Annotated in this window: 20 protein-coding genes; 7 read left to right on the plus strand and 13 right to left on the minus strand. The window is 72.0% G+C overall.

Going from position 1 to position 26,535, the window contains the following annotated elements; all coding sequences use genetic code 11:
* Window positions 1–24 precede the first annotated feature (24 nt).
* From AB0I82_RS11090 to AB0I82_RS11105, 4 genes are all read left to right on the plus strand, one after another.
* Window positions 25–1,311, plus strand: coding sequence for an MFS transporter (locus AB0I82_RS11090; RefSeq protein WP_363256859.1), 1,287 nt, complete (start codon window positions 25–27; stop codon window positions 1,309–1,311).
* Window positions 1,308–2,498 (plus strand): mandelate racemase/muconate lactonizing enzyme family protein, encoded by a 1,191-nt coding sequence (locus tag AB0I82_RS11095; RefSeq protein ID WP_363256861.1) that lies wholly within the window; start codon window positions 1,308–1,310, stop codon window positions 2,496–2,498. The genes AB0I82_RS11090 and AB0I82_RS11095 overlap by 4 nt, the downstream gene beginning before the upstream one ends.
* 93 nt (window positions 2,499–2,591) lie before the next feature.
* Window positions 2,592–5,180, plus strand: coding sequence for an aminopeptidase N (gene pepN, locus AB0I82_RS11100; protein ID WP_363256862.1), 2,589 nt, complete (start codon window positions 2,592–2,594; stop codon window positions 5,178–5,180).
* Between the two features lie 124 nt (window positions 5,181–5,304).
* The gene (locus AB0I82_RS11105; RefSeq protein ID WP_363256863.1) at window positions 5,305–6,423 is read left to right on the plus strand and encodes a hypothetical protein; all 1,119 of its coding nucleotides are present in this window, start codon (window positions 5,305–5,307) and stop codon (window positions 6,421–6,423) included.
* Window positions 6,424–6,471: 48 nt separating this feature from the next.
* Here AB0I82_RS11105 and AB0I82_RS11110 read toward each other — a convergent pair whose 3' ends face one another.
* From AB0I82_RS11110 to AB0I82_RS11120, 3 genes are all read right to left on the minus strand, one after another.
* On the minus strand, window positions 6,472–7,626 hold the full coding sequence (locus AB0I82_RS11110; protein ID WP_363256864.1) for a serine hydrolase domain-containing protein: 1,155 nt from the start codon (window positions 7,624–7,626) through the stop codon (window positions 6,472–6,474).
* A gap of 90 nt (window positions 7,627–7,716) precedes the next feature.
* Window positions 7,717–9,450, minus strand: a complete 1,734-nt coding sequence (locus AB0I82_RS11115) for a TIGR03767 family metallophosphoesterase (protein WP_363256865.1) — start codon at window positions 9,448–9,450, stop codon at window positions 7,717–7,719.
* Between the two features lie 294 nt (window positions 9,451–9,744).
* On the minus strand, window positions 9,745–10,299 hold the full coding sequence (locus AB0I82_RS11120) for an HPP family protein (RefSeq protein ID WP_363256866.1): 555 nt from the start codon (window positions 10,297–10,299) through the stop codon (window positions 9,745–9,747).
* Between the two features lie 280 nt (window positions 10,300–10,579).
* Between AB0I82_RS11120 and AB0I82_RS11125 the strand changes: the two genes are divergently transcribed.
* Window positions 10,580–11,611 (plus strand): aspartate-semialdehyde dehydrogenase, encoded by a 1,032-nt coding sequence (locus AB0I82_RS11125; RefSeq protein ID WP_363256867.1) that lies wholly within the window; start codon window positions 10,580–10,582, stop codon window positions 11,609–11,611.
* Between the two features lie 69 nt (window positions 11,612–11,680).
* Here the strand turns inward: AB0I82_RS11125 and AB0I82_RS11130 are convergent, their stop codons facing one another.
* From AB0I82_RS11130 to AB0I82_RS11140, 3 genes are all read right to left on the minus strand, one after another.
* Window positions 11,681–12,202 (minus strand): DUF1203 domain-containing protein, encoded by a 522-nt coding sequence (locus AB0I82_RS11130; protein ID WP_363256868.1) that lies wholly within the window; start codon window positions 12,200–12,202, stop codon window positions 11,681–11,683.
* Between the two features lie 64 nt (window positions 12,203–12,266).
* Window positions 12,267–12,614 carry a type II toxin-antitoxin system PemK/MazF family toxin gene (locus AB0I82_RS11135; protein ID WP_363256870.1) on the minus strand — a complete coding sequence of 116 codons (348 nt, stop codon included), beginning with the start codon at window positions 12,612–12,614 and terminating at the stop codon, window positions 12,267–12,269.
* Window positions 12,601–12,831: a ribbon-helix-helix domain-containing protein gene (locus AB0I82_RS11140; RefSeq protein WP_363256871.1), complete on the minus strand. Its 231-nt coding sequence runs from the start codon at window positions 12,829–12,831 to the stop codon at window positions 12,601–12,603. Before AB0I82_RS11140 ends, AB0I82_RS11135 begins: the two co-directional genes overlap by 14 nt.
* A 126-nt stretch (window positions 12,832–12,957) precedes the next feature.
* Here AB0I82_RS11140 and pepN (AB0I82_RS11145) point away from each other — a divergent pair, with 126 nt between their 5' ends.
* Entirely contained in the window at window positions 12,958–15,525 is a 2,568-nt protein-coding gene (gene pepN / locus AB0I82_RS11145; RefSeq protein WP_363256873.1) for an aminopeptidase N, read from the plus strand.
* A gap of 242 nt (window positions 15,526–15,767) precedes the next feature.
* Here pepN (AB0I82_RS11145) and alc read toward each other — a convergent pair whose 3' ends face one another.
* The 7 genes from alc to AB0I82_RS11180 all read right to left on the minus strand — a co-directional run bounded on the left by alc (window position 15,768) and on the right by AB0I82_RS11180 (window position 22,917).
* Entirely contained in the window at window positions 15,768–16,913 is a 1,146-nt protein-coding gene (alc, locus tag AB0I82_RS11150) for an allantoicase (RefSeq protein WP_363256875.1), read from the minus strand.
* A gap of 137 nt (window positions 16,914–17,050) precedes the next feature.
* Window positions 17,051–17,968 carry a LysR family transcriptional regulator gene (locus tag AB0I82_RS11155; protein WP_363256877.1) on the minus strand — a complete coding sequence of 306 codons (918 nt, stop codon included), beginning with the start codon at window positions 17,966–17,968 and terminating at the stop codon, window positions 17,051–17,053.
* Between the two features lie 17 nt (window positions 17,969–17,985).
* Complete coding sequence (locus AB0I82_RS11160; RefSeq protein ID WP_363256878.1) at window positions 17,986–18,960, minus strand: DMT family transporter; 975 nt, start codon at window positions 18,958–18,960, stop codon at window positions 17,986–17,988.
* A gap of 118 nt (window positions 18,961–19,078) precedes the next feature.
* The gene (locus AB0I82_RS11165) at window positions 19,079–20,056 is read right to left on the minus strand and encodes an acyl-ACP desaturase (RefSeq protein WP_363256879.1); all 978 of its coding nucleotides are present in this window, start codon (window positions 20,054–20,056) and stop codon (window positions 19,079–19,081) included.
* 207 nt (window positions 20,057–20,263) lie between these two features.
* Window positions 20,264–20,506: a hypothetical protein gene (locus tag AB0I82_RS11170; protein WP_363256880.1), complete on the minus strand. Its 243-nt coding sequence runs from the start codon at window positions 20,504–20,506 to the stop codon at window positions 20,264–20,266.
* Window positions 20,507–20,554: 48 nt separating this feature from the next.
* Window positions 20,555–22,663, minus strand: a complete 2,109-nt coding sequence (malQ, locus tag AB0I82_RS11175) for a 4-alpha-glucanotransferase (protein ID WP_363256881.1) — start codon at window positions 22,661–22,663, stop codon at window positions 20,555–20,557.
* Window positions 22,663–22,917 carry a hypothetical protein gene (locus AB0I82_RS11180; protein ID WP_363256882.1) on the minus strand — a complete coding sequence of 85 codons (255 nt, stop codon included), beginning with the start codon at window positions 22,915–22,917 and terminating at the stop codon, window positions 22,663–22,665. Before AB0I82_RS11180 ends, malQ begins: the two co-directional genes overlap by 1 nt.
* Before the next feature lie 434 nt (window positions 22,918–23,351).
* Here AB0I82_RS11180 and AB0I82_RS11185 point away from each other — a divergent pair, with 434 nt between their 5' ends.
* On the plus strand, window positions 23,352–26,384 hold the full coding sequence (locus tag AB0I82_RS11185) for a beta-N-acetylglucosaminidase domain-containing protein (RefSeq protein ID WP_363256883.1): 3,033 nt from the start codon (window positions 23,352–23,354) through the stop codon (window positions 26,382–26,384).
* Window positions 26,385–26,535: the final 151 nt, after the last annotated feature.

Raw genomic sequence — 26,535 nt, forward strand, 5'->3', positions numbered from 1 at the left:
GCGGAAGACAGAGGCCAACCACCGATGAACTCACCACCCCCGGGGCTGTATGCCCGCCTGGGCGCCATGCTGGCGCTGCAGTACTTCGCCTTCGGCTCCTGGAAGCCGACCATGGGCCTGGTCATGAGCCGCAACGGCATGGGCGACACGATCGGCCTTGTCTTCATCTTCGCGGCGATCGCCGCGATGATCTCGCCGCTGTTCGTGGGGGCGCTGGCCGACCGGTTCTTCCCCGCCCAGAAGGTCTTCGCCGTGCTCCACCTGGCGGGCGGAGCGCTGCTGATGCTCATGCCGCAGGCCATCGTCAACCGCGAGAACGCGTTCTTCGTCGTCCTGCTCTTCGTCTTCATGCTGTTCTTCCAACCGACCCAGGCGATGCCCAACTCGATCTCGTTCGTGCACCTTCAGGGCCGGATGCGGGTCTTCCCGTACCTGCGCGCCCTGGGCACCGCCGCCTGGATCGTGGCCGGACTCGTCATCGGGCAGAGCGGCCTGTCGGCGCACCCGGGCATCTTCTACCTCGCCGCCGGCGTCTCCTTCGTGCTCAGCGCCTACTCCTTCACGCTGCCCGCCACCCCGCCGCTGCTGCGGGGCAAGGAGTTCCGTCTCGGGGACATGATCGGCGCGGGCGCCTTCCCACTGTTCAAGCGGCGCAAGTTCGTGGTGCTGATCGTCTGCGTCCTGCTGACCTTCATCCCGGTCTCGACGTACAACGACTACGGCGCGACGTACCTGGACGCGGCCGGCGTGGAGAACGTCGCCACCCTCATGTCCCTCGGGCAGGCGGCGGAGTTCCTCGTGATGCTGCTGCTGCCGCGGCTGCTGGTGAAGTTCGGCTCCCGGAAGATCCTGATCATCGGGGCGCTCACCTGGGTACTGCGGTGCCTGCTCTTCCTCACGATCACGCACGGCCAGGTCTGGCTGGCGATGACCGTCGTTGCGCTGCACGGCATCACCACCGACTTCTTCATGATCGTGATCTATATGTACGTGGACCGCATGGTGGCCCCGGCGCTCGCATCACAGGCGCAGGCGCTGGTCTTCTTCTTCCAGCTCGGCGTCGGCAGCCTGCTGGGCGCGGTGGTGGCCAGTTCGATCTACAACTCGGTGATCGGCAACGCCACCACCTCCGACCTGAGCGCATGGCAGCCGATCTGGCTCGCGGCCGCCGGCGCCGCGGTGCTCAGCGCGCTGATCATCATCTTCTTCCTCGGCAAGGACGCCCCGGAAGAGGCCCGGCTCGGCGCCGACGGCGCGGACAGCAACCCCGAGAACTCCGAGCGCGACAAGAAGGAACAGGAAGCATCATGAAGATCACCGCAGTGAAGTGCGCGCTCCTCGGGAACAGCCCGGTCATCCGGGTCGTGACGGACGAGGGCATCGACGGATACGGACAGATCGAGTCCTACAAGCCGTTCGCCAAGGCATTCGTGCCCTACTTCGAAGAGTTCGTCCTCGGCCTGGACCCCACGAACGTCGAGTCGGTGCTGCTGCCCATCCGGCGGCGCGGCGGCAACAAGCCGTGGGGCAGCGTGGTCAGCGCCATCGAGATGGCGCTGTGGGACATCGCCGGCAAGGCCGCGAACCTGCCGGTGCACAAGCTGCTCGGCGGCAAGGTGCGCGACCGGGTACGCGTCTACAACGGCGGCGTACGCGTCGACCGTACCGGCAACGAGCCGGAGGACTTCGCCGAGCTGATGCGCAAGCTGAAGGACGTCCCCGAGGGCTTCACCATCATCAAGCAGGCCATCGGCTACCACGACTACATGGCCGCGGAGATACCCGGCTACTCCTACTCCGAGGTGCGCACCGGCGCCCCGCACCCCAACCGGGGTCTGCTCACCGAGCGGGGCCTGGAACACACGGTGGAGTGCGTCGCGGCCATGAAGGAGGTGCTGGGCGACGGCATCGGCCTGGCCCTGGACTGCGGCCCCGGCTGGACGAAGACCGACGCCATCCGCTTCGCCCAGCGCCTGGAGCCGTACAGTCCGCTGTGGCTGGAGGACCTGCTGACGGGTGATTACGTGCCGTGGACCGACGCCGGCGCGTACCGGGACCTCACCACCGCCACCTCGGCGCCCATCCACACCGGCGAACAGCTCTACCTGCGGCACAACTTCCGCGAGCTGATCGAGCAGCGCGCGGTGGACGTGATCGGCCCCGACCCGGCCGACGTCGGCGGCATCGCGGAGCTGAAGTGGATCACCGAGTACGCCGATCTGCACGGCGTCTCGATGGCTCCGCACGGCGTGTACGACGGGCTGATCGGGCTCGGCGCGCTCGTCCAGGTCTGCGCGACGCTGCCGGACAACTTCATCGCGTTCGAGTACCCGGTCGCCGAGCACTCCTGGTGGTACGACATCGTCGAGGGCTGGCCCGAGCGGATCGTGGTCGACGGACACATCGAGGTGGGCGAGCGCCCGGGGCTCGGCGTGGCGCTGATTCCCGAGGAGGCGCGCCGGTACCTCGCCGAGGAGGACCGGCACTTCTTCGACTGAGCCGCTGCCCGGCGAACCGGTGTCCGCCCGGTCCCGCCGGGCCCGTGGCAGGATCAGAGTGAGATCTGTGACGGCCCATGAAGGAGTGCGCCCGTGTCCGGAGAGAACCTGACCCGCAATGAGGCCCGTGAGCGGGCCCGGCTGCTGGCCGTCGACGGGTACGAGGTGGCGCTGGACCTGCGGTCAGCGGTGGCCGAGGGGGTGGCGGCCCGTACCTTCCGGTCCGTCACCACCATCCGCTTCCGCTGCGCGGAACCGGGCGCCGACTCCTTCGCGGATCTGGTCGCGCCGTCGGTCACCTCGGTCACCCTGAACGGCCGCGAGCTGGACCCCGCGGTCGTCTTCGACGGCGCCCGGATCGCCCTGCCGGACCTGGCCGCGGAGAACGTCCTCGTCGTGGACGCGCAGTGTGCCTACAGCCGGACCGGTGAGGGGCTGCACCGCTTCGTCGACCCCGAGGACGGCGAGGTCTACCTCTACACGCAGTACGAGCCGGCCGACGCCCGCCGGGTCTTCGCGAACTTCGAACAGCCCGATTTGAAGGCGCCGTTCGACTTCACGGTGACCACGCCCGAGGGGTGGGTGGTGCTCAGCAACGGTGTGGAGGAGGGCACCGGTGACGGCGGGGTGCACCGCTTCGCGCGTACGAAGCCGATCTCCACGTACATCACGGCCGTGGTCGCGGGCCCGTACCACTACGTCTCCGACACCTACCGGCGTACGTTCGCGGACGGCACCGAGCTGGAGGTGCCGCTCGGCGCGCTCTGCCGCAAGGGGCTGGCGCGGCACTTCGACGCCGATGACGTCTTCACCGTCACCAAGCAGGGCCTGGACTTCTTCCACGACCACTTCGACTACCCGTACCCCTTCGGGAAGTACGACCAGGCGTTCGTGCCCGAGTACAACATCGGCGCGATGGAGAACCCGGGCTGTGTCACCTTCCGCGAGGAGTTCATCTTCCGGGGGAAGGTGACGCAGGCGTCGTACGAGCGCCGGGCGAATGTGATTCTGCACGAGATGGCCCACATGTGGTTCGGCGACCTGGTCACCATGGAGTGGTGGGACGATCTCTGGCTCAAGGAGTCCTTCGCGGACTTCATGGGCGCGCTGTCGCTGGTGGAGGCGACCCGGTTCACCAATGGGTGGATCACCTTCGCCAACGGGCGGAAGGCGTGGGCGTACCGGGCCGATCAGCTGCCCTCCACGCACCCGATCACCGCCGACATCCGTGACCTGGAGGACGCCAAGCTCAACTTCGACGGGATCACGTATGCCAAGGGCGCGTCCGTGCTGAAGCAGTTGGTCGCGTATGTGGGGCGGGAGGCGTTCCTGGACGGGGCGCGGCGGTACTTCAAGCGGCACGAGTACGGCAACACCACCCTGGCCGACCTGCTGACCGCGCTGGAGGAGACCTCGGGCCGCGACCTGGCCGCCTGGTCCCGCTCCTGGCTGCAGACGGCGGGCGTCAACGCGCTCACCCCGCAGGTCACCTACGACGCCCAGGACCGCATCACCGAGCTGGCCGTCCTGCAGGAAGCCTCCCCCGCCCGGCCCGAGCTGCGGCCGCACCGGGTGGCGGTGGGCCTGTACCGCCGCTCGGACGCCGATGGCTCGCTGACCCGGTACGCCCGTGCCGAGCTGGACGTCTCCGGGCAGCGCACGGTCGTCGCGGAGCTGACCGGGGCCGAGCGGCCCGACCTGATCCTGGTCAACGACGAGGACCTGACGTACTGCAAGGTCCGCTTCGACGAGCGGTCGCTGGCCACCCTGCGCGGCCACCTCGGCGAGATCGCCGACCCGATGGCGCGCGCCCTGTGCTGGTCCGCGCTGTGGGGCCTGACCCGCGACGGGCTGATGCCGGCCCGCGACTACCTCGACATCGTGCTGCGGTTCGCCGGGCGGGAGTCCGACGTCGGTGTGCTGCAGACGCTGCACGCCCAGGCCCGTACCGCACTGCACCACTACGCGGCGCCCGACTGGCGGCAGCTCGGCGCGCAGCAGCTGGCCCAGGGCGCCCTGCACGAGCTGCGCGTCGCCGAGCCCGGCAGCGGCCACCAGCTCACCTGGGCCCGCTTCTTCGCCACCGTCGCCTCCACCGAGGCCGACCTGCAGCTGCTGAGCGGCCTCACGGACGGCACCGCGAAGATCGACGGATTGGTGGTGGACCAGGAGCTGCGCTGGGCGTTCCTGGAGCCGCTGGCCGCGCACGGCGCCGCCGACGCGCAGCGGATCGACGCCGAACTGGCCCGTGACGACACCGCGTCGGGAAAGCGCCACCACGTACGCTGCCTGGCCGCCCGCCCGGCCGCCGAGGTCAAGGCGCGCGCCTGGGCGGACGTGGTGGAGTCCGACGCGCTCTCCAACGCCCTGGTGGAGGCCACGATTTCGGGCTTCGACCAGGCCGGACAGCGCGACCTGCTGGCCCCGTACGCGCCGAAGTACTTCGAGGAGATCGAGCGCCTCTGGCAGGAGCGGTCGATCGAGATCGGCATGGCCGTGGTCCGCGGGCTCTTCCCGGCGCTGCAGAGCAGCCAGGAGACGCTGGACGCGGCCGACGCCTGGCTCATCGGGCACGCGGACGCGCCGCCCGCGCTGCGCCGGCTGGTGTCGGAGGCGCGGGACGATCTCGCGCGGGCGCTGCGGGCACAGGCTTGTGACGCAAAGGTCGGCGCGAAGCCGTAACCCACGGTAGGACCAGCACTTATCGGCCGTCGAACGCCCGTACTTTAGGCCGTGGTTGTACGGAAACGTCTACGGAACGGTAACAGCGGTTAGGGGGCGGCGCGGGCGCGGGAATGGCGGGGGCATGAACCACAACACCCCACTCTCGCCCCGCCCGCTCCACCACCTCGCCGACGTACGGCACCGCGTCCTGACCGCCCGGCAGCTGCGCGAGCACGGCATCGCACCGTCCGACCTCGCCGAGCGCTGTCGCCCCGGCGGCCCCTGGCAGCAGATCCTGCCCGGCGTCCACCTGCTCCACCCCGGCCCGCCCACCAGCGAGGAGCGGCTGCACGCCGTCCTGCTGTACGCGGCCCGGCGCACGCCGGCGGCCGCCACCGGGCCGGACGGCGAACCGGCCGTGCCGGCCCAGGGCGACGGCGCCGACCGCTACGCACCCGAGGCGATGATCACCGGGCTGGCGGCGCTCGCCCTGCACCGCTTCTCCTCCGCTCCCCCGCTGCTCTCCCTGGACCGCATCGAGGTGCTCCTGCCGCGCTCGCGGCGGCTGCGTTCGGCGGGCTTCGCGCAGGTCGTACGGGCCCAGAACCCGCCGCCCGCGGTCGAGGTCACCGGCCTGCCGGTCGCCCCGGTCCCCAGAGCGCTGGCCGACGCGGTGGCCCGGCTGACCGGCCCGCAGACCACCAGGGCCGGCATGGGGGACGCCGAGATGACCGCGCTGGAGGCGGTCGGCGGGCCGACGGCGATCCGCCGGCTGCTGTCCGAGGCGGTGCGCGGCGGGCACTGCGACCCGACGGCCGTGGTGCGCGAGCTGAGCCGGGCGCGGCTGCTGGGCAGGCCGCAGGTGATGGACGCGGTGGACGGCCTGCTGGCGGAGGGCCGGGCGCTCGCGGAGGGCCTGCTGTACGAGCTGGTGCGCGAGTACCGGCTGCCGGACCCGGTGTGGAACGTGGATCTGCGGCTGCCGGGCGGCCCGTACCTCGGCGGCGTGGACGCGTTCTGGCCGGTACAGGCGGTGGCGCTGACGATCGACGCGCGGTCCCCGAAGTACGCCGACCAGACGCTGTGGCCGGAGCACACCCGCACCCGTGAGCGGCTGGAGCGGCTGGGGATCACGGTCGTGCAGGTGACGCCGAAGAAGCTGCGCGAGGCGCCCGAGCAGCAGGCGGTGGTGGTGCGGACCGCGCTGATGGCGGCGGCTGACCGGGAGCCGAGCGCGTATGTGGCGGTGCTGCCGAAGTAGGCGCGCGGACGGGGCGGGCCGCTGGGGCCCGCCCCCGCGAGCACGGTGTCACTTCCCGGCGCAGAACTCCGCCTCGACGACCGGCTCGCTGTCGCCGGTCCAGTCCGCGTTGGAGTTGAACGCCGCGGTATGCCGGCCGTCCCGGGTGGTGACGGCCTCCGAGGTCGAGCCGTGGATTCCGCCGCCGTGGCCGTACAGCCGGACCCCGCAGGACAGTTGCTGCGTCATCAGGCCCAGCCCGTACCGGATGTGCGGGGCTTCCTTGCCGACCGGAACGGTCGTGAGCATCTCAGTCACCTGCCGCTGCGGGAACAGCTTTCCGCGTAGCACCGCCGCGTAGAAGCGGTTGAGGTCCCCGGCCGTGGAGATCATTTCGCCGGCCGCGCCCGCGAGCGACGGATTGAGCTCGGTCGCGTCGTACACCTCCGGCCCCGGCTTCTCCACCAGCAGCTTGGAGTATCCGATGCCGTGCGGCCCGGGCATCCGGGGGTCCGTGCCGGGCACGACGGTGCGGTTCAGTCCGAGCGGCCTCAAGATGCGGCGCTCGACCTCCTTTCCGTACGGCCTGCCGGTGGCCTTCTCGATGACCATGCCGGCGAGCACGTAGTTGGTGTTGGAGTAGCTCCAGGACGCGCCCGGCTCGAAGGTGGGTTTGCCCTTCATGGCCAGGCGTACGAGCTGCCGCGGCGTCCAGGTGTCGTAGCGGTGCTCCAGGAAGCCCGGCCCGGTGACCTTGTCGCGGAACTCCTTCTCCTCGAAGATCTCGCGGATGCCGCTGGTGTGGTTGAGCAGCTGCCGCAGCGTGATGCGGCGGCCGTCGTGGCCGTGGCCCCGGACGACGCCCGGCAGCCACTCCTCGACCGTGTCGTCCAGGTCGAGCCGGCCCTCCGCCTCCAGCTGGAGCAGGACCGTGGCCACGAAGGTCTTGGTGATGCTGCCGACGCGGAAGGCGTCGCCGGTGCCGCGCGGTTCACCCGTGTCGAGGTTGCCGACGCCGACGGTGGCCTTCCAGACCCGGCGGCCCTCGGTGACCTGCCCGATCATGCCGGGGACGCCCTTGGCGACCTGGGCTTCCATGGCGGCCCTGGTGCGCGCGTGGCCGTCGTTCGCCGGTCCTGCGGCGGTGGCCGCCGGCGCGGTGAGCAGTACCGTTCCTGCGAGGGCGGTGGCCAGGGCCCCCGCCAGTGCGCTCCGTGCTCTCATCGTCGTTCCCCCTCGCTGCCGACTGCGGTCGGGGAAGGGGACCCGGCGGCCGCGTCCGGGGTTGCGACGCGGGCCGCGGTTGAGCGTCAATCAGCCACGTTTCACCAGGAGTTCGGTGTTGCGGTCGCCCGGCTGCCCGGCCAGGTCGGTGCGGCCCTGCGGCTGATTGGCGGAGAGCTCCCGGTAGAGCGAGGCCAGGCCGGTCTGCGAGAGGTCGTGGAAGTCGGTGCGGTGCGGGGCCGCGGACTCCACGAGAGTGGTGAAGAGCGACAGTGTGCCGTCGTGGTTGTCCACGACCTCGATGATGCGCGCGAGCTGCGGGAAGTCGATGTGGGATGCGGTGGAGATCTCCCAGAAGCCGTCGTGCGCGGTGATGTCGTTCTTGTGGCTGTGGCCGTTGATCCAGGCCAGAACGTTGCGGTGACCGGACAGCAGCCGTACGAGTTCGTCGCCGCCGTGCCGCCCCTCGTCGGGCCGGGCCGGGTCCGGGCGGGTGTTGTCCATGGTCTTGCTGGTGTGGTGGCTGAAGGCCAGCACGTAGGAGTCCTTGTGCTCCTTCAACTGCCGCTCCAGCCAGTTCAGTTGGGCCGTGCCGACGGAGCCGGTGTAGTGGCCGCCGGGGTCGGTGGTGTCCAGGCTGATGCCGATCACGTCGTCCGCGACCTGGAAGCTGTAGTACAGCTGGTCGTCGTGGACATTGGCCTCGGTGAAGCCGTGGCCGTGCGGGCCCGCGCCGTCGTAGGCGGGGTCGAGGTGAGCCTGTACATACTCGGCGCGGGTGAAGGGCGCCCGGCGCGGGTCCGGCGTCACCTGCCGGGTGTGCCGGCGGTTCGCCCGCAGCAGTTCCTTGAAGTCGGCGCCGGTGGGGTCAAGGCCCTTCTTCACGGCCTTCCAGACCTGTTCGGCCTGATCGGCGGGCAGGGTCTCCAGCTTCCGCTCGCCGGTCGCGATCTCCGTCCAGTACGAGTCGCCGGGCGCGTAACAGCCGCCGGGCAGCTGGTCGTGGTTGCCGACCGTGGTGTACCAGGGGATGTCCAGGCCAGGGCTGTGCACGGTGCGGAGCGCGGCGTCGAGGAAGCCGGGCAGCCGCGGGAAGCCCAGCTGCTTGTCGGCGTCCCGCAGGCCGCTGTCCGGCTGCCAGTACAGCTTCAGGCCGCTGTCCTGCACGCCTTCGTAGTGCCGCGGGTCGCCGGTGTTGGGGACGATGCGGCCGCCGCTCATCGCGCCGAGGAACCACTCCAGCTCGATCTTGGAGTTGTTGTCGGTGTTGTCGCCGGTGGTCATGACGAAGGCGAGCGGGGAGCCGGTGGCCGGGCCGCCCTTGAGCGCGTTGACCCGCTCGATGAGCGAGACCATGCCGGCCACCGACAGCGCCTCCTGCGGGCGCCAGGCGCTCGCGGTCTGCGCGCGCAGGTACTCGTACCGCAGCGGGCTCTGCACGTCGACCAGGTGCAGGTCGGTGAACTGGGCGAAGGAGGCGAGGGTGGTGCGCCGCTCGTCCCGGCCGGAGCGGGCGGCGGCCAGCTCGGTACGGACGACGCGGGACCAGGCGGGGCCGTCGCCGAGGCGGCGGTAGCCGGTGGTGCCGAGCGGCGCTGCTACGGAGTCGAGGGTGGTGCCGCGGCGGAACGGCACGGGCGGCACGGCCGGCGCGTCGACCGGCTGCGGCGCGAAGGGCGCGGGCCCGGCCTGGGTCGGCACGGCGGTGGCCGGCCGGCCGCTCAGCCCGAGGGTCAGCCCCGCCCCGGCGGCGGCGCCGGCCACTCCGGTGGCGGCGAGGAAGGTACGGCGGTCGAGGGTGGCGGCGGACCGAGTGCGGGACATGCGCGGACTCCCCGAGTACGAACGCGGTGGTGTCGGGGGCGGGTCGGCGCCCCTCACCGGGGATGTTTCGCACCGGGAGTGGACTGTGCGTGAACATGACCACAACGGGCGCCGCCGATCTCTGCACAGGGATCATCGGCGCGCCCGGCGTGACGCGCCGGCCACCGGACGCTCGGGGATCCGGTGGCCGGGCTTCATGTGACGTTCACTTCATGGGGTAACGGGGCGCGCACGCAGGACTACCGCGGCGGACGGCGCGGGTATACGGGCGTGGGCCGGAGCCGGGGCCACGCGTCACCACCAGTACAGCGGGTACCGGCGGCCGCTCAGCCGGTGCAGGCACAGGCCCACCGTGGTCAGGATCACGGTGGCCGCGAGCAGCAGGGGCAGGAACGGCAGCGGGTCGGGCCCCTGGAAGCCGACGATCAGGGACGTGGCGACGCCGGGCGAGTGCGGCGCGCGGGCCAGGGCCGTCGCGCCGAAGGCCAGCGCGCCGGCCGCGGCCGCGCTCCAGACGCCGGGCCCCGCGACGGCCACCACGGCGAAGCCGGCGGCGGCCCCCAGCAGATGGCCGCCGATGACGCTGCGCGGCTGCGCGAGCGGCAGCGCCGGGGCGCCGGCGACCAGTGCGGCACTGGCCGCGAGCGGCGGGATGAGCACCGGGTGCCGCAGGAGCACCCCGGTCCCGGCCAGGAGCAGCAGCACGAGCGCGATGGCGGTGGTCGCGGCCAGCAGGACGAGGGGGCGGGGGCGCGGCGGGGCGGAGGAGCGCAGGACGCGTGCGGCGCGGCCGGGCGGCGCGGGTGCTTCGGCCTCCGGGGCGTCGGCGACGGGGGCGGGGGCGGTCACGGGAGCAGGGCCTCTCTGGGGGCAGGTACGCCCCGTTCGGTACCGGAATGTACGGTTTTCGCGCCGGCACCTCGTTGTGACCTTCGCACTGTCCTTCGAGTAGGAGATTATGGGAGGTCAGCAGCGACTCAGTAGTCACTTGTCCGCATGGCAAGATTCGTTTTCCGCTCCACTCCCTGAAACGGATTGGACAAGGCGACGGGTGTCACACGCATGATGGAGAGACTTCTGAGCAGGGTTTCCAGTCGGAAATCGTCGCCAGTTCCCTAGAAGGAGTGCCATGAGGATCGGAATCGTCGGAGCCACCGGCCAGGTCGGCGGTGTGATGCGAGGCATTCTCGCCGAGCGGAACTTCCCCGTGGAGCAGCTGCGGCTGTTCGCCTCGGCGCGGTCCGCCGGTCGCACGATCCCGTGGCAGGACACCGAGATCACGGTCGAGGACGCGGCGACGGCCGACTACTCGGGCCTGGACATCGTCCTCTTCTCCGCGGGCGGCGCGACCGCCAAGGAGCTGGCGCCCAAGGTGGCCGCGTCCGGCCCGGTCGTGATCGACAACTCCTCCGCCTTCCGCCGCGACCCCGAGGTCCCCCTCGTGGTCTCCGAGGTGAACCCGCACGCGGTGGCGGACCGCCCCAAGGGCATCATCGCCAACCCGAACTGCACGACGATGGCCGCGATGCCCGTGCTGCGCCCGCTGCACGACGAGGCCGGCCTCACCGCCCTGGTCGTCGCCACGTACCAGGCGGTCTCCGGCTCCGGCCTGGCCGGCGTCGAGGAGCTCGACGACCAGGCCCGCAAGGCCATCGACCAGGACGCGACCAAGCTGACGCACGACGGCTCGTCGATCGACTTCCCCGAGCCGAACAAGTACGTCCGCCCCATCGCCTTCAACGTTCTGCCGATGGCCGGCTCCATCGTCGACGACGGCCTGAACGAGACCGACGAGGAGCAGAAGCTCCGCCACGAGAGCCGCAAGATCCTGGAGATCCCCGAGCTGAAGGTCTCCGGCACCTGCGTGCGCGTCCCGGTCTTCTCCGGCCACTCCCTCCAGGTCAACGCCCGCTTCGAGCGCCCGATCAGCCCCGCCCGCGCGACCGAGCTGCTCGCGGGCGCCCCCGGCGTCGCCCTCTCCGACGTCCCCACCCCCCTGGAGGCCGCCGGCCAGGACCCGTCCTACGTCGGCCGCATCCGCAAGGACGAGACGGTCGAGCACGGCCTCGCCCTCTTCCTCTCCAACGACAACCTCCGCAAGGGCGCGGCCCTCAACGCCGTCCAGATCGCGGAGCTCGTCGCCGCAGAGCTCAAGGGCTGACACCCACCCTGCCGACGCCGCGGGGCCCGTACGGACGTGATCCGTACGGGCCCCGCGCCGTTTCCCCTGCTACGGCCTGCGCACCTCGAAGTGGAAGCAGCCGTACTCGACGGCCCGTACATGCACCAGCGCGGTCTCCGGCTCGGCGAACGCCTCACCCAGCGCGGCATCGAGAGCCGCGTCGGCGTCCTCGGGCAGCTCCAGCAGGCGCCCGCCGGTGATGTGCCCGGCCGCCGAGTACCTCCGCAGGACCCGCAGCGCCCCGGGCCGCGTGAAGGGGTACCCCACGGCGCCCGGATCCGGCCCGCCGCACTCCTCGGCGTGCACGAACACCGGCCCCTGCTCGTCGTAGGCCCCCGGCTCGGCCCCCGTCGCCGCGGCCCACCGCCGCAACGGCGCATACGACACGAGCGCGACCCGCTCCCCCACCCGGACCGGCCGCAGACAACACCGCAACGGACTTCCGACACAGTCGAGCGACGCCCCGTCCTCGGACGCGGTGAACGGCCGCATCGCCTGCCCGGCGTCGTCGGCGGTACGCAGTTCCTTCAGAACGACGGCCTCAATGGGCCGCGCGAGGTAAGTGGTCATTCCCCCACCCTCACCGCCCCGCCCCCAGAACTCCGGCGGGAAACGGACGCGACCCTCGCCCCGTTCAGAGCGCGAGGTGCCGCCGCAGGGCCGTGTCGACCTCGGCCATGCGCTGCCGCGGGACCGTTCCGATGCGCTTGAGCAGCCGCTCCGGGGCCATGGCGCGCACTTGCTCGCACTGCGCCTTGGAGTCCTTCGCCAGCCCGCACTCGTCTGCCGGCAGCAGTGCCTGGAAGGGATAGACCCGGGAGGTGTTGGACGTCAACGGCACCACGGTGACCACTCCCCGACCGGTCCGCTGCACTATGGCGTTGGCGCCGTCGTTGGAGACGATCACCGACGGGCGGGCCCTGTTGGCCTCGCTGCCGCGCGCGGGCTCGTAGTCGACCAGGTAGATGTCACCGCGCCTCATTGCTCAGCCCGTCCCCCGAGAGCCGGTCCCAGAACGCGGCGTCGTCGCTCGCGTCCCATTCGGCGAACGCCGCCTCGTAGTCGGCCTCCAGCTCGGCGGCGCGCAGCATCTCAATGGCGGCGTGTATCACGGCGGACCGCGACTCGGCTTCCGTTCTCGCGGCGTACTCGTCGACGAAGGCCACGTCCTCCTGCGGCAGGCTCACACTGATCTTCATGCCACTAATGCTACCCAGGTAGGAAGATCGTTGCTACCCAGAATACTACTCGCCGTCCAGGGGTGGCGGCGTGGAAGGATGGCGGCAACGTCGCATACAACGCCGTATACCGGAGGAGATGACCGCGTGCCTGGCACGAATCTGACCCGTGAAGAGGCGCAGGAGCGGGCGCGCCTGCTGACCGTCGACTCGTACGAGATCGACCTGGATCTGAGTGGCGCGCAGGAGGGGGGCACCTACCGGTCCGTGACCACGGTCCGTTTTGACGCGGCCGAGGACGGGGCGGATTCGTTCATCGATCTGGTGGCGCCCACGGTGCACGAGGTCGTACTCAACGGGGCGGCGCTGGCCCCGGACGAGGTGTTCGCCGATTCGCGCATCGCGCTGCGCGGGCTGCGCGCTGGGCGCAATGAGCTGACGGTCGTGGCGGATTGCGCCTACACCAATACGGGTGAGGGGCTACACCGCTTCGTCGACCCGGTGGATGAGCAGGCCTATCTGTACACGCAGTTCGAGGTGCCGGACGCGCGGCGGGTGTTCGCGAGCTTTGAGCAGCCGGACCTGAAGGCGACCTTTCAGTTCACGGTGAAGGCGCCGGAGGGGTGGACGGTCGTGTCCAATTCCCCGACGCCGGAGCCGAAGGACAATGTGTGGTCCTTCGAGCCGACGCCGCGGATCTCCAGCTACATCACCGCGCTGATCGTGGGCCCGTACCACGCCGTGCACAGCAGTTACGAGAAGGACGGGAAGCGGGTCCCGCTCGGCATTTACTGCCGGCCCTCGCTCGCCGAATTCCTGGACGCGGAGGAGATTTTCGCGGTCACCCGGCAGGGATTCGACTGGTTCCAGGAGAAGTTCGACTACGAGTACCCCTTCGCGAAGTACGACCAGCTCTTCGTGCCGGAGTTCAACGCGGGCGCGATGGAGAACGCGGGCGCGGTCACCATTCGCGACCAGTACGTGTTCCGGTCGAAGGTGACGGACGCGGCGTACGAGGTGCGCGCGGAGACCATTCTCCACGAGCTCGCGCACATGTGGTTCGGCGATCTGGTCACCATGGAGTGGTGGAATGACCTGTGGCTGAACGAGTCGTTCGCGACGTACACCTCCATTGCCTGCCAGGCGTACGCGCCGGGGAGCAAGTGGCCGCATTCGTGGACCACTTTCGCGAATTCGATGAAGACGTGGGCGTACCGGCAGGACCAGCTGCCGAGCACGCATCCGATCATGGCGGAGATCCGTGATCTGGATGATGTGCTGGTCAATTTCGACGGGATCACCTACGCCAAGGGCGCGAGTGTGCTCAAGCAGCTCGTGGCGTATGTCGGGATGGATGAGTTCTTCCGCGGCGTGCAGCAGTACTTCAAGGCGCACGCGTACGGGAACACCCGGCTCTCCGACCTGCTCGGCGCGCTGGAGGAGACCTCCGGCCGGGACCTGAAGACCTGGTCGAAGAAGTGGCTGCAGACGGCCGGCATCAACATCCTCCGCCCGGAGGTCGAGACGGACGCGGCGGGGAATGTGACCTCGCTGGTCATCAAGCAGGAGGCGCCCGCGCTGCCCGAGGGCGCGACCGGCGAGCCCGTGCTGCGCCCGCACCGCATCGCGGTCGGCTGCTACGACCTGAAGGACGGCAAGCTGGTCCGCTCCGACCGCATCGAGCTGGACGTGGACGGCGAGCGCACCGAGGTGCCGTTCCCGGCCAACACCCCGCGCCCGGCGGTCATCCTGCTCAACGAGGACGACCTGTCGTACGCCAAGGTCCGCCTCGACGAGGAGTCCCTGAAGACCGTCACCGCGCACCTCGGCGACTTCTCCGAGTCGCTGCCGCGCGCGCTGTGCTGGGCCTCGGCCTGGGACATGACGCGCGACGGCGAGCTGGCCACCCGCGACTACCTGGAGCTGGTGCTCTCCGGCATCGGCAAGGAGTCCGACATCGGCGTGGTGCAGTCGCTGCACCGCCAGGTGAAGCTGGCGCTGGAGCTGTACGCGGCGCCGGAGTGGCGCGAGACCGGCCTCGCCAAGTGGACCGACGCCTGCCTCAAGCAGCTGCGCGCCGCCGAGTCCGGCAGCGACCACCAGCTCGCGTGGGCCCGCGCGTTCGCCGCGACGGCCCGTACGACCGCGCAGCTGGACCTCCTGCAGAACCTCCTCGACGGCACGGAGGAGATCACCGGCCTCGCCGTCGACACCGAGCTGCGCTGGGCGCTGCTGCAGCGGCTGGCCGCCACCGGCCGCGCGGACGAGAAGGCCATCGCGGCGGAGCTGGAGCGGGACCGGACCTCGGCGGGCGAGCGGTACGCCGCCACCGCGCGCGCGGCCCGGCCGACCGCGGAGGCCAAGGCCGAGGCGTGGGCGTCGGTCGTGGCGTCCGACAAGCTGCCGAACGCCGTGCAGGAGGCCGTCATCGGCGGCTTCGTCCAGACCGACCAGCGCGAGCTGCTCGCCCCGTACACCGCGCAGTACTTCGACGCGCTCAAGGGTGTGTGGGAGGCGCGCAGCCACGAGATGGCGCAGCAGATCGCTGTCGGGCTGTACCCGTCGCTGCAGGTCTCCCAGGAGACGCTGGACGCGACGGACGCGTGGCTGGCATCGGCGGACCCGAGCGCGGCGCTGCGGCGGCTGGTGACGGAGTCCCGGGCGGGTGTGGAGCGCGCGCTGAAGGCCCAGGCGGCCGATGCGGCTGCCGCCTGACGGCGGGCTGAGCCGACAGGCCGACTGCGGCACCGTCGGCGCTGAGCGCGCAGTTCCCCGCGCCCCTTAAGGGGCGCGGGGAACTGCGCGAGCAACCGAGACGGCGGGACGGTCCACGGAAAACGGATGGCACCGCCGACCTCGGCGTGGTGGTACCGCCCGGCGTCGGCGCAGCCATCCGCAGCCGTCGCCGGACGAGTCGTGGGCGCCGGGCCGCCCCCCTCCCGCGGCCCGACGAAAGCTCAGCCGCCGAGCTCGTCGAAGCGGCGGCCCAGTGCCGCACGGCCCGCCTCCGTGAGGCTGCCGTGCACCCGCATACGGGCAAGGCCGCCGTCGGGGAAAACGTCCAGGCGGACGTGGGTCGCGGTCACCGCGGCCGGCAGTACGAAGCGGTGCGGCGTGTCCGGCTGCAGCTTCGTCTTCGGCAGGATCTCGAACCAGGAGGACTCGTCCTCCGGCGTGCCGTCGCAGCCGTACAGCGCCGCCCAGCCCGCCGAGTTCCCCTTGAGGTACGCCGTGTCGATCTCGATCGCGCGGATCTCGCCCTGCGCGGCGAGGCGGAAGCGCACCCAGTCGTTGGTGCCCTTGACGCGGCGGCGGCGGTTCTCCCAGCCGTCGTCCATCTTGCGGGACAGGTCGGGCTGGATGATCTGGGTGGGCGAGGAGTAGAAGCGGTCCGAGGCGTCCTCGACCGCGCCGCCGTTCAGTACGGACGCCAGGTCGATGGTGCCCAGTACATCCAGCCACGCCGGGTCGGCCACGACCTCGCCGTGCACGCGCAGGCGGGCTATGCCGCCGTCGGGGTGCTGCTTGAGGCGGAGGTGGGTGAAGCGGCGCTCGGCTGTGACCTCGAAGCCGTTGGCGGCGTGGCCGCGCACCGGCGTGCGGGGGACGATCTCCTCCCACTTCACGTCGTCGGCGAGCAGCTCCTCCGGGCTCGGGCTGCCCGGTACGGCGGTGGCCTCGACGGTGACCTGCTGCGGGTAGTTGCCGCGGAAGTGGGCGGTGTCGACGATGATGCCGCGGATCACGCCGGGGACGGCGAGGCGGATCAGCGCCCAGTCGTGCTCGTCGTCGGTCGGGAAGGGGTGGTCACCGTCGGCGCCGCGGCGGCGCCGGGTCTCCCAGCCGTCCATGATCTTGCCCTTGTGCCCGAAGTGCTCCGGGTCGAACACGGCGCGCTCGCGCTTCAGCAGGTTCTCGCGCTCGGCGAAGAACTCGTCGTTCGCGGCGATCACGCCGGCGCCGAAGCGGCGGTCGGCGAGGTCGACGAGCGAGGTGAAGGCGTAGTCCCCGTCACGGTAGTCGGCGTAGGGGTCGCCACCGCCGTACGGGGCGGCGTCGTTGGCGTGCGGATCAGTGGAGGAGGCGGCCGGGGTGGTGGTCATCTCTGCCCTTCGCGTTCGGGTGCGTCGTCTCTTTGAGATTCGCAGAGACGTTCCCACCAGGTCCATCGAAAGTTTCTGCAGCGTACGTTCAGCAGACCTGAAAGGTGGAGGGGTTTGTTCCGCCGCCGGGCGGGCGCCTACTGCTCGGCGAGCTCCGCCGCCACCTGCCGCAGCGCGCCCAGGACGCGGGACATGCCCGGCGCGTCCTCCGAGCCGCGGCGCACGGCCGCGACCACATGGCGGCGCGGCTGGTCGGCGTGCAGGACGCGGACCGCGACGCCCGCCCCTCCCCGCTCCGGCCGCATCGCCATGCGCGGGACGAGCGCCACGCCCATGCCCGCGGCGACCATCGCCAGGATCGCCGCCCAGTCGGCCGCCGCGTGCGCCTGCTCCGGTACGAACCCGGCGTTCTCGCAGACCGTGGTGGTGATCTCGGACCAGGGCCCACTGCGCCCGAAGATCCACGGTTCGGCGGCGAGGTCGGCCAGCCGCAGCCCCGGCTCGGCGGCCAGCGGATGCCCGGCCGGCAGCGCCACGTCCAGCGGGTCGGCGAGCAGCGACAGCCGGGCGAACTTGGGGTCGCGCGGGGTGGGGGCGTGCGCCGCGAGGGAGAGCGCGAGGTCCACACTGCCCTCCGAGAGCAGCTCGTACGCCTCGGCCGCCTCGGCCTCCCGTACGCGGACGACCAGGCCCGGGTGCGTACGCCGCAGCTGCTCGACGGCCGGCACCACCAGCGCCGGGATCGCCGTGGAGAACGCGCCGACCTGCACCTCGCCGGCCTCGCCCTGCAAGTACCCGAGCAGCTCGGCGTCCGCCCGCTCCAGCTGCGCGAAGACCGCGTCGGCGTGCCGGAGGACGAGGTGGGCCGCGTCGGTGAGGCGTACCCGGCGGCCGTGGGCCTGGAGCAGGGTCACCCCGAGCTGCTTGGCGAGCCCGGTCAGCTGCTGCGAGACCGCCGAGGGCGTCATGTGCAGCGCCTCGGCGGTCGCGGTCACCGTGCCCAGCTCGCCGAGTGTGCGCAGGATACGCAGCTTCTTGATGTCCCAGTCGGCCATGCGGGCAGCGTATGCGGTCAACGGCCGGCTCTCCGCGGTACACCGGCGGCGAGCACCACGCCGCCCAGGATCAGCACCATGCACAGGATCTGCACCGGGCCGGTGTGTTCGCCGAGCAGCAGGAGGGAGAGCAGGGCGACGCAGACCGGCTGGAGGTAGTAGACGGCGCCCGCGCGGGCCGCGCCGACCAGGGCGATGGCCTTGTTCCAGGTGAAGAACGCCACCGCGGAGGAGAAGATACCGACGTACAGCAGCGGTCCGACCGTGCCGACGGCGGGCGTGAAGCCGCCCTGTACGGCCAGGCTGACGGCGTACGCGGGCGCCAGCAGCAGCGTGCCGAGCGCGAAGGTCACGAAGAGGAAGGCCGGGCCGGTGATCTCGGCGGGCTTGCGGCGTACCAGTGCGCTGTACCCGGCGAAGCAGGCCATGGCGGCGAGCATCCACAGGCCGCCGCCCGACAGGTCCAGCCGGAACAGGGCCGTCGGGTCGCCCTTGCCGAGCAGGGTGAGCACGCCGGCGGTCGCGACGAGCATGCCGACGCCGCGCCGGACGCCGATCCGCTCGCCGCCGCCTCCGAAGCGCCCGAACAGCACCATGAGCGTCGGCGACGCCGCCATGATCATGCCCATGGTGCCGGCGGGGGTGGTCAGTCCGGCCTGGTTGACCAGCGTGTTGTAGACGGTGACGCCGAGCAGCGAGGCGAGCGTCAGAAAGCGCCAGTGGCGGCGGAGCAGCGCGCGCTGCCGCCAGACCTGCGGGAGCGTCACCGGCGCCACGGCGAGCAGCGCGATCACCCACCGCCAGAACGCCGCCTGTACGGGCGGGACGCTGTCGTGCAGCGCCCGGGACGTGACGAAGCTGCCGGACCAGACGACGGTGGCGGTCAGCGCGAGCGCGAGGCCGGTGAGGGTGGCGCGGCGGGCGGCGCCGGGCCGTACGGACCGGGTTTCGCTCCCGGTCCGTACGGCTGCTTCGTTCTCCAGGACTGTCACGGCTTCCCTTCGGTCGGTGCGGATCGCACCTACCGTGACAGCCCTGCACTCATCAGGTCCATCGAATGTTTCTGATGATTCCTTTCAGGAGGCCTGAAAGGAAGGGGGGTCAGCCCAGTCAGCCCTGTCGGGCCGCCTTCCGCGCCTCGCGGGCCGCCAGCCGCTCGTCGAACTTGCGCGCCTGGTCGTCCAGGCCACCCAGGTACAGCCCCAGCTCCTCCTGCGCCTTCAGGCCCGCCGGGCCCAGACCGCCGATCTCCAGGACCTTCAGGAAGCGCAGCACCGGCTGGATCACGTCGTCGTGGTGGATCCGCAGGTTGTAGATCCCGCCGATCGCCATACGTGCCGCGGCCCGCTCGAAGCCGGGCATGCCGTGTCCGGGCATCCGGAAGTTCACGACCACGTCGCGCACCGCGCACATGGTCTGGTCGGGCGCCAGCTCGAAGGCCGCCCCGAGGAGGTTGCGGTAGAAGAGCATGTGGAGGTTCTCGTCCGTGGCGATACGGGCGAGCATGCGGTCGCAGACCGGGTCGCCGGAGTGCCGCCCGGTGTTCCGGTGCGAGATGCGGGTCGCCAGCTCCTGGAAGGCCACGTATGCCACGGAGTGCAGCATGCTGTGGTTGTTGTCGGACTCGAAGCCCTCCTCCATGTGCGCCATGCGGAAGCGCTCCAGCTGGACCGGGTCGACGGCGCGGCTGGTCAGCAGGTAGTCGCGCATGACGATGCCGTGCCGGCCCTCCTCGGCCGTCCAGCGGTGCACCCAGGTGCCCCACGCGCCGTCCCGTCCGAAGAGGGTCGCGATCTCGTGGTGGTAGCTGGGGAGGTTGTCCTCGGTGAGCAGGTTCACGACCAGCGCGGTCCGGCCGATGTCGGTGACCTTGGACTGCTCGGGCGCCCAGGGCTCGCCGCCCATCACGCCGTCGAAGTTCCGCCCGTCGCTCCAGGGCACGTACTCGTGCGGCATCCATTCCTTGGCTATCGCCAGGTGGCGGTTGAGTTCCTTCTCGACGACCTCTTCGAGCGCGTAAAGGAGCTGGGCGTCACTCCAGGCGGTCTGGCCGCGCTCTCCGTCTTGGTGGGCGGGGGCGATGGTCATACGGGGGTCTCCTGGGGACGTGGAGAATTCCTTACGGGACCGTAGGTTACGGCATCGTAGGTTAGTTCCCCGTCAAGACGGATCGCCACCGTAATCGGGTGAATCGGCGGAAAACGGTGCTGTCCGGGTACGACAAAAGGCGCCGACCGGTTCGTATGAACCGGTCGGCGCCTTGCAGTCCGTGTGGTGAGCCCGGAAGGCCGGGTGTCAGCTCTTCTCGGCCTTGCGGGACTTGTCGCCCACCATGACCAGGCCGGCGATGACCAGGAAGAGGACGATCGGCAGCGCGACGTAGAGGCCGAGCGTCTCGACGACGCTCAGGCCCGGACCCGGGTCGTCACCGTCGTCGCGGGTGAGCGCGAAAGCAGGGGACGACATCAGCAGCATCAGCGCGGTACCGGCGGTGATCGTTCCGGCGCGCAGGGCGTGGTTCTTGACCTTGTTGCTCACGTACCTCAACGTATCGGACGCCTGAACGGCCCGCGCGCCCGGGGTGCCCTAACGGCTGACCTCACGGCTGACCTCTCTGTCCGGTACGGCCTCGAACTCGCGCATCAGCGCCCGCAGCCGGGGCGACTCCATGATCTCCTCCAGCGTCATCGGCCGCCCGTCCGGCGCCGCGACCGGCAGCCGCCAGTTCGGATACTCCGCCGAGGTACCGGGAAGGTTCTGCGGCCGCCGGTCGCCCACCGCATCCGGCAGCCACACGCCGACCATCCGGGCCGGGGCCCGCAGCAGGAAGCGGTGCAGCGCCGCGACCGCGGTCTCCTCGTCGGCCGCGGCGTCCCCGGTGGCCGCGCCCTTCGGCAGCAGCCCCAGCGCGACCAGCCACTCCAGCCAGGTGGCGACCTCGGCGGCCTCGGCGGCCCGCGCCTCCTCCAGGGAGCCGTCCAGCAGGCCGATGCGGTGCCGCAGCGCGGTGTGCTCGCCGGTCAGCCGCCCGGCCGTGCTGGGCAGGTCGTGCGTGGTGACGGTCGCCAGGCAGTCCGCGCGCCATTCGTGCGGCGGCAGCGGCGGCTGCCCCTCGGCGGCCCAGTCGCGCTCGAACCACAGGACGGACGTCCCGAGGACGCCGCGCCCCTCCAGCGCCTCGCGCACGCCGTTCTCGACCGTTCCCAGGTCCTCGCCGATGACCGTGGTACCGGCGCGCGCCGCCTCCAGCGCCAGTACGGAGAGCATCGCCTCGGCGTCGTACCGGACGTAGGCGCCCTCCGTGGGCGGCCGGCCCTCCGGGATCCACCACAGCCGGAAGAGGCCCATGACGTGATCGATGCGGAGCGCTCCCGCGTGCCGCAGCAGGCCGCGCAGCAGCGCGCGGAAGGGCGCGTACCCGGTCCGCGCGAGCGTGTCGGGGCGCCACGGCGGCAGTCCCCAGTCCTGGCCGCGCGAGTTGAAGGCGTCCGGCGGCGCGCCGACGGACATCCCGGCCGCGAAGGCGTCCTGCCGGGCCCAGGTGTCGGCCCCCGTCGGATGCACGCCGACGGCCAGGTCGTGGACCAGCCCGATGCTCATGCCCGCGTCGCGCGCGGTGCGCTGCGCGGCGCCGAGCTGCTCGTCGGTGAGCCAGGCGGCCCTGCGGTGGAAGTCGACGCGGTCGGCCAGGGCGCGCCGCATCCGCTCCGTACGTGCCGAGCGCGGGTCGCGCAGCCCGTCGGGCCAGCCGCGCCAGTCCGGGCCGTGCGCCTCCGCCAGCGCGTACCAGGTGGCGTGGTCCTCCAGGTCGCGGCCCTGGACGGCGCGGAAGGCGTCGTACGCGGCCTGCCGGGCCGTGCTCAGCGGCACGGTCCGCAGCAGCTCCAGGGCTTCCTTCTTCAGCTCCCAGACCGCGTCCCGGTCGATCAGCGCGCCGTTCTTCAGGACGGCGTCGCGCAGCGCGGCCGCCTGCCCGGCCAGCTCGTCGGCCCGCTGCCGGTCCGCGTCGGCCAGCCGCCCGAATTCGGGCACGTCCTCGATCCGCAGATGTACGGGGTCGGGGAAGCGGCGCGAGGAGGGGCGGTACGGGGAGGGGTCGGTCGGCGGTCCCGGTACGGCCGCGTGCAAGGGGTTGAGCTGTACGAAGTCCGCGCCGAGCGTCCGCCCGGACCAGTCGGCGAGCCGGGCCAGGTCGCCGAGGTCGCCCATGCCCCAGGAGCGCTGGGAGAGCAGGGAGTAGAGCTGGACCATGAAGCCGTGGGCGCGGCCGGACGCCGGGGGCATCCGGTCGGGCGCCACGACGAGGTGGGAGTGCGCGGAGCGGCCCTCGGGGGAGTAGGCGCGCAGCAGGTGCACGCCGGGCGGCAGCGGCGCCGCGCGCCCGCCGGGCACCAGGCCCCAGTCCAGCGTCCGCCCGTCCTCGGTGTCGACGCACAGCGTGGTGCCGCCGGGCAGCCCCGCCAGGTCCGGCGGGCGGCCCTCGCGGGTGACGAGGGTGGGCGGGAGGAGGGCACGGGCCGGGCCGTACTCGTACGCGTCCAGCGCGGCGCGGACGGCCTGCGGCGTGGAGGCGTCGACCCCCAGTGCGGCGAGCACGGCTACGACCGTGTCCTCGGGTACATGGACGGTGCGGCCCGGCGCGGGCTCGTAGGACGTGGTGACGCCGTGCAGCCGGGCGAGCCGCGCTCGGCCCATCAGACCTCCATGGACTCCGTGCCGTAGCCGGCGGCGGCGGGCTCACTGGTGAGCGGCATCTCCGCGGCGATGGGGGTCTCGCTGGTGAGGGGGCAGATGTCGGCGAGCGGGGGCTCGCTGGTCAGGGGTGGCTCGGAGAAGGAGAACGAGCCGGATCCGTCCAAGCCGCAGTCCGGGTCGGAGACCCCTGCCAGCAGATCCGGCTCGGTCGGTTTGGAGAGGGCATCGAGAAGAAGCTGAGCGGACGCGGCCACGAGGGCCTCCCGTTCGTCGAGAGTAGGACACGAGGGCCTTACCCAATCCATGCCGTCGCAGACGTATCCAGTCACTAAACGTGTGCCACCTCACACCGTCGCCCTGACGAACGATTTCGCGGTGCGAGCCGGTCACTCACGCAGGAGATACCGACTAAACGGACATCATAGCGAAACTCCTGCGGCATTTCCCGCCGACCGGTACCCCCGTGTGTCCCCTTGGCCACACAGGGCAAAGGGGGGCACTTCGGTAACCGTCGTTGACACCTCGACCCCCGAGTGGTGGGCTCACAGCCGATGGCGGCCGCTCCGCCGACCGACCACAAGGAGCGGCCCTGCCGAGCGAGGCAGCAGACCGACGGGGACGAGGAGAGGCCGTGCGATTCCGGGGCGCCGGCGCCAGTAAACGGAACGGTGCCGGGTCCGGCGCCAGGGTGGCAGGCACGACGGCACTGGCCGCCGCCGTCATAGGGGGACTCTTCGGCGGCGTACCGGCAGCCCAGGCCGCGCCCGACGAGCCGGCCGTCGGCGCGCCCGACCGGCCCGCCGACGCGGGAGAGACGCCCGCCGTCTGGCCGCGCCCGCAGTCGCTGCGGTCCCTCGGTACCGCCGTGCCGCTCGGCACCGCCGTCACCGTCGTCACCGACGGGGACACCGACCCGTACGCCATGGACGCGCTGCTCAAACTGCTGCGCGGCGCCGGGGTCCGCACGGTCCACGAGGCGGAGCCCGGAGCGCCGCTGCCGTCCGAGGGGCCGTTGATCCGCGTCGGCGGACGGCAGGCGGCCGACGCGCTGCGCGCCCTGCACGCCCCGGCCCGCGGCACGGACCTGCCCTCCGGCGGCTACCGCCTCGCCACCGGCCAGGTCGCGGGCCGCGGCACGATCGCCATGGAGGGCGTGGGAGACGACGGCCTCTTCCACGCCGTACAGACGCTGCGGCAGCTCATCACGCGGGGCGCGGACGGCGCGTACCGGGTGGCGTCCGTCGCCGTGCGCGACTGGCCGGGCACCGCGGTGCGCGGCACGACCGAAGGTTTCTTCGGCGCTCCCTGGTCCCAGGCCGAGCGCCTCGCCCAGCTCGACTTCATGGGCCGTACGAAGCAGAACCGCTTCCTCTACGCGGCCGGCGACGACCCCTACCGCCAGGCCCGCTGGCGCGAGCCGTACCCGGCCGCGCAGCGCGCCCGCTTCCGCGAGCTGGCCGAGCGGGCCCGCGCCAACCACATCACGCTGGGCTGGGCCCTCTCCCCCGGCCAGTCCCTGTGCATGTCCTCCGAGGAGGACACCCGGGCGCTCAAGCGCAAGATCGACGCCATGTGGGCGCTGGGCGTGCGCAGCTTCCAGCTCCAGTTCCAGGACGTCAGCTACAGCGAGTGGCACTGCGACGCCGACCAGGACGCCTTCGGCAGCGGCCCGGAGGCGGCCGCGCGCGCCCAGGCCGAGGTGGCGAACGCGCTCGCCGCCCACCTCGCCGACCGCCACCCAGGCTCCGCGCCGCTGTCGCTGATGCCGACCGAGTACTACCAGGACGGCTCGACGAAGTACCGCGAGGAGCTGGCGACCGCGCTCGCCGACCGGGTGGAGGTGGCCTGGACCGGCGTCGGCGTCGTGCCGCGCACCATCACCGGCGGCGAACTGGCCAGGGCCCGCGAGGTGTTCGGGCACCGCCTGATCACGATGGACAACTACCCGGTCAACGACTACGCGCAGGACCGGATCTTCCTCGGCCCGTACACCGGGCGCGAGCCCGCCGTCGCCACCGGCTCCGCCGCCCTCCTGGCCAACGCCATGGAGCAGCCCACGGCCTCCCGCATCCCCCTCTTCACCACCGCCGACTACGCCTGGAACCCGCGCGAGTACCGCCCCCAGGAGTCCTGGGAGGCGGCCCTGGACGACCTGGCGGCGGAGCAGGCGGGCCAGGCGGGTCAGGCGGACCGGGCGGACGGCGGGGCCGGCGCGGCCGCCACGGACGCGGACCGGGACCGCCTGGCCCGCACCCGCGCCGCGCTGCACGCCCTCGCCGGCAACGACGCCTCCTCCGTCCTGCACACCGGCGAATCGGGCTATCTCCGCCCCCTCATCGACCGCTTCTGGCAGGCCCGCGCCGCCGCGATCAACGGCGGCGGCCCGGCCCGCGACAAGGAGTACGCCAAGGCCGCGGCCGCCCTCCGCGCGGCGTTCATCACGATGAGCGAGACGCCGGAGCGGCTGACCGGCGGCCTCGCCACCGAGGTACGCCCCTGGTCCGCGCAGCTCGCGCGGTACGGACGGGCCGGGGTGCAGGCCATCGACATGCTGCGCGCCCAGGCCCGCGGCGACGGTGCGGCCGCGTGGCGGGCCCAGCGCGCGGCGGAGGACCTCCGCGAAGACATCGGCAAACGGTCGGCGACGGTCGGCAAGGGCGTGCTCGGCCCGTTCCTGGACCGGGCGCTGCGCGAGTCCGACGCCTGGACGGGCGCCGCCTCCGACGCCCCGAAGCCGCACGAGGCCGCCCACGCGTCCTCCCTGACCGTCCCCTTCGCGCGCCCCCGCACGCTCAGCGCGGTCACCGCGCTCACCGACCCCTCCCCGGACGCCGCGCGCGCCTCGGTGGAGGCCCGCGTCCCGGGCAAGGGCTGGCAGCGCCTCGGCCGCCTCTCCGCGTCCGGCTGGACCCAGACCGCGGCCCACGGCCTGCGCGCCGACGCGGTACGGCTCCGCTGGGGCCACGACGACCCGGCGCCCTCGGTGACCTCCCTCACCCCCTGGTTCGACGACACGGCACCGGCCGGTCTGGAGCTCTCCCGTACGGAGGCGGACGCCGAGCCGGGCGGCACGGTCGACGTCGACGTCCGCGTCTTCTCCCGCCGCCCCGCGGATGTCCACGGGCGGCTCCGCGTCCAGGCCCCCAAGGGTTTCGCCGTGCACGCCCCCGAGCGCCTCACCGCGCCGCGCGGCGGCACGGCGACCGCCCGGGTCCGGCTCACCGTCCCGAAGACCGCGGGCTCCGCCACGTACAAGATCCCGGTCACCTTCGGTGACGAGCGGCAGACCCTGACCGTCCGTACGTTCCCGCCCACCGGCGGCAAGGACCTGGCCCGCGGTGCGGCGGCGGTCTCGTCGGGCGACGAGACCGCCGACTTCCCCGCCTCGGCGGCCACCGACGGCGACCCGAAGACCCGCTGGTCCTCTCCTGCCGAGGACGGCGCCTGGCTCCAGTTCGCGCTGGACCGGCCGGTCCGGCTCGGGCGGGTGGTCCTGCACTGGCAGGACGCGTTTGCCTCGCGGTATCGCGTGCAGGTCTCGGCCGACGGGCGGACGTGGCGGACGGCTGCGACGGTCCGCGATGGCCGCGGCGGCCGGGAGTCCGTCCGCATGGACGCGAAGGATGTCCGGTACATCCGGGTGCAGGGCGAGAAGCGGGCGACCCAGTACGGGTACTCGCTGTGGGGCGTGGAGGCGTTTGCGGTCGACGACCGCGGATAGCCGCCGTAGGACTGCCGTCCGGTGGCCCGCTGCCGCCACGTCGTGGCTGGTCGCGCAGTTCCCCGCGCCCCCGCCGGGGGCGGGGGGGCAGCGCCGGGCCCCCCCCCCGCACGGGGAAGCACCACGCGGAAGTACCCACAAATACACCCCA

This window comes from Streptomyces sp. NPDC050315, from assembly GCF_040655775.1.
GTDB lineage: Bacteria > Actinomycetota > Actinomycetes > Streptomycetales > Streptomycetaceae > Streptomyces.

Excerpts from the sequence above, each read along its gene's own strand:
- AB0I82_RS11105 (WP_363256863.1), top strand. The coding sequence starts at position 5,305 with ATGAACCACAACACCCCACTCTCGCCCCGCCCGCTCCACCACCTCGCC.
- AB0I82_RS11125 (WP_363256867.1), top strand. The coding sequence starts at position 10,580 with ATGAGGATCGGAATCGTCGGAGCCACCGGCCAGGTCGGCGGTGTGATG.
- AB0I82_RS11090 (WP_363256859.1), top strand. The coding sequence starts at position 25 with ATGAACTCACCACCCCCGGGGCTGTATGCCCGCCTGGGCGCCATGCTG.
- AB0I82_RS11140 (WP_363256871.1), bottom strand. The coding sequence starts at position 12,831 with ATGAAGATCAGTGTGAGCCTGCCGCAGGAGGACGTGGCCTTCGTCGAC.
- AB0I82_RS11165 (WP_363256879.1), bottom strand. The coding sequence starts at position 20,056 with ATGACCATCGCCCCCGCCCACCAAGACGGAGAGCGCGGCCAGACCGCC.
- AB0I82_RS11095 (WP_363256861.1), top strand. The coding sequence starts at position 1,308 with ATGAAGATCACCGCAGTGAAGTGCGCGCTCCTCGGGAACAGCCCGGTC.
- AB0I82_RS11115 (WP_363256865.1), bottom strand. The coding sequence starts at position 9,450 with ATGTCCCGCACTCGGTCCGCCGCCACCCTCGACCGCCGTACCTTCCTC.
- AB0I82_RS11155 (WP_363256877.1), bottom strand. The coding sequence starts at position 17,968 with ATGGCCGACTGGGACATCAAGAAGCTGCGTATCCTGCGCACACTCGGC.
- AB0I82_RS11135 (WP_363256870.1), bottom strand. The coding sequence starts at position 12,614 with ATGAGGCGCGGTGACATCTACCTGGTCGACTACGAGCCCGCGCGCGGC.
- AB0I82_RS11110 (WP_363256864.1), bottom strand. The coding sequence starts at position 7,626 with ATGAGAGCACGGAGCGCACTGGCGGGGGCCCTGGCCACCGCCCTCGCA.
- malQ (WP_363256881.1), bottom strand. The coding sequence starts at position 22,663 with ATGGGCCGAGCGCGGCTCGCCCGGCTGCACGGCGTCACCACGTCCTAC.
- AB0I82_RS11130 (WP_363256868.1), bottom strand. The coding sequence starts at position 12,202 with ATGACCACTTACCTCGCGCGGCCCATTGAGGCCGTCGTTCTGAAGGAA.
- alc (WP_363256875.1), bottom strand. The coding sequence starts at position 16,913 with ATGACCACCACCCCGGCCGCCTCCTCCACTGATCCGCACGCCAACGAC.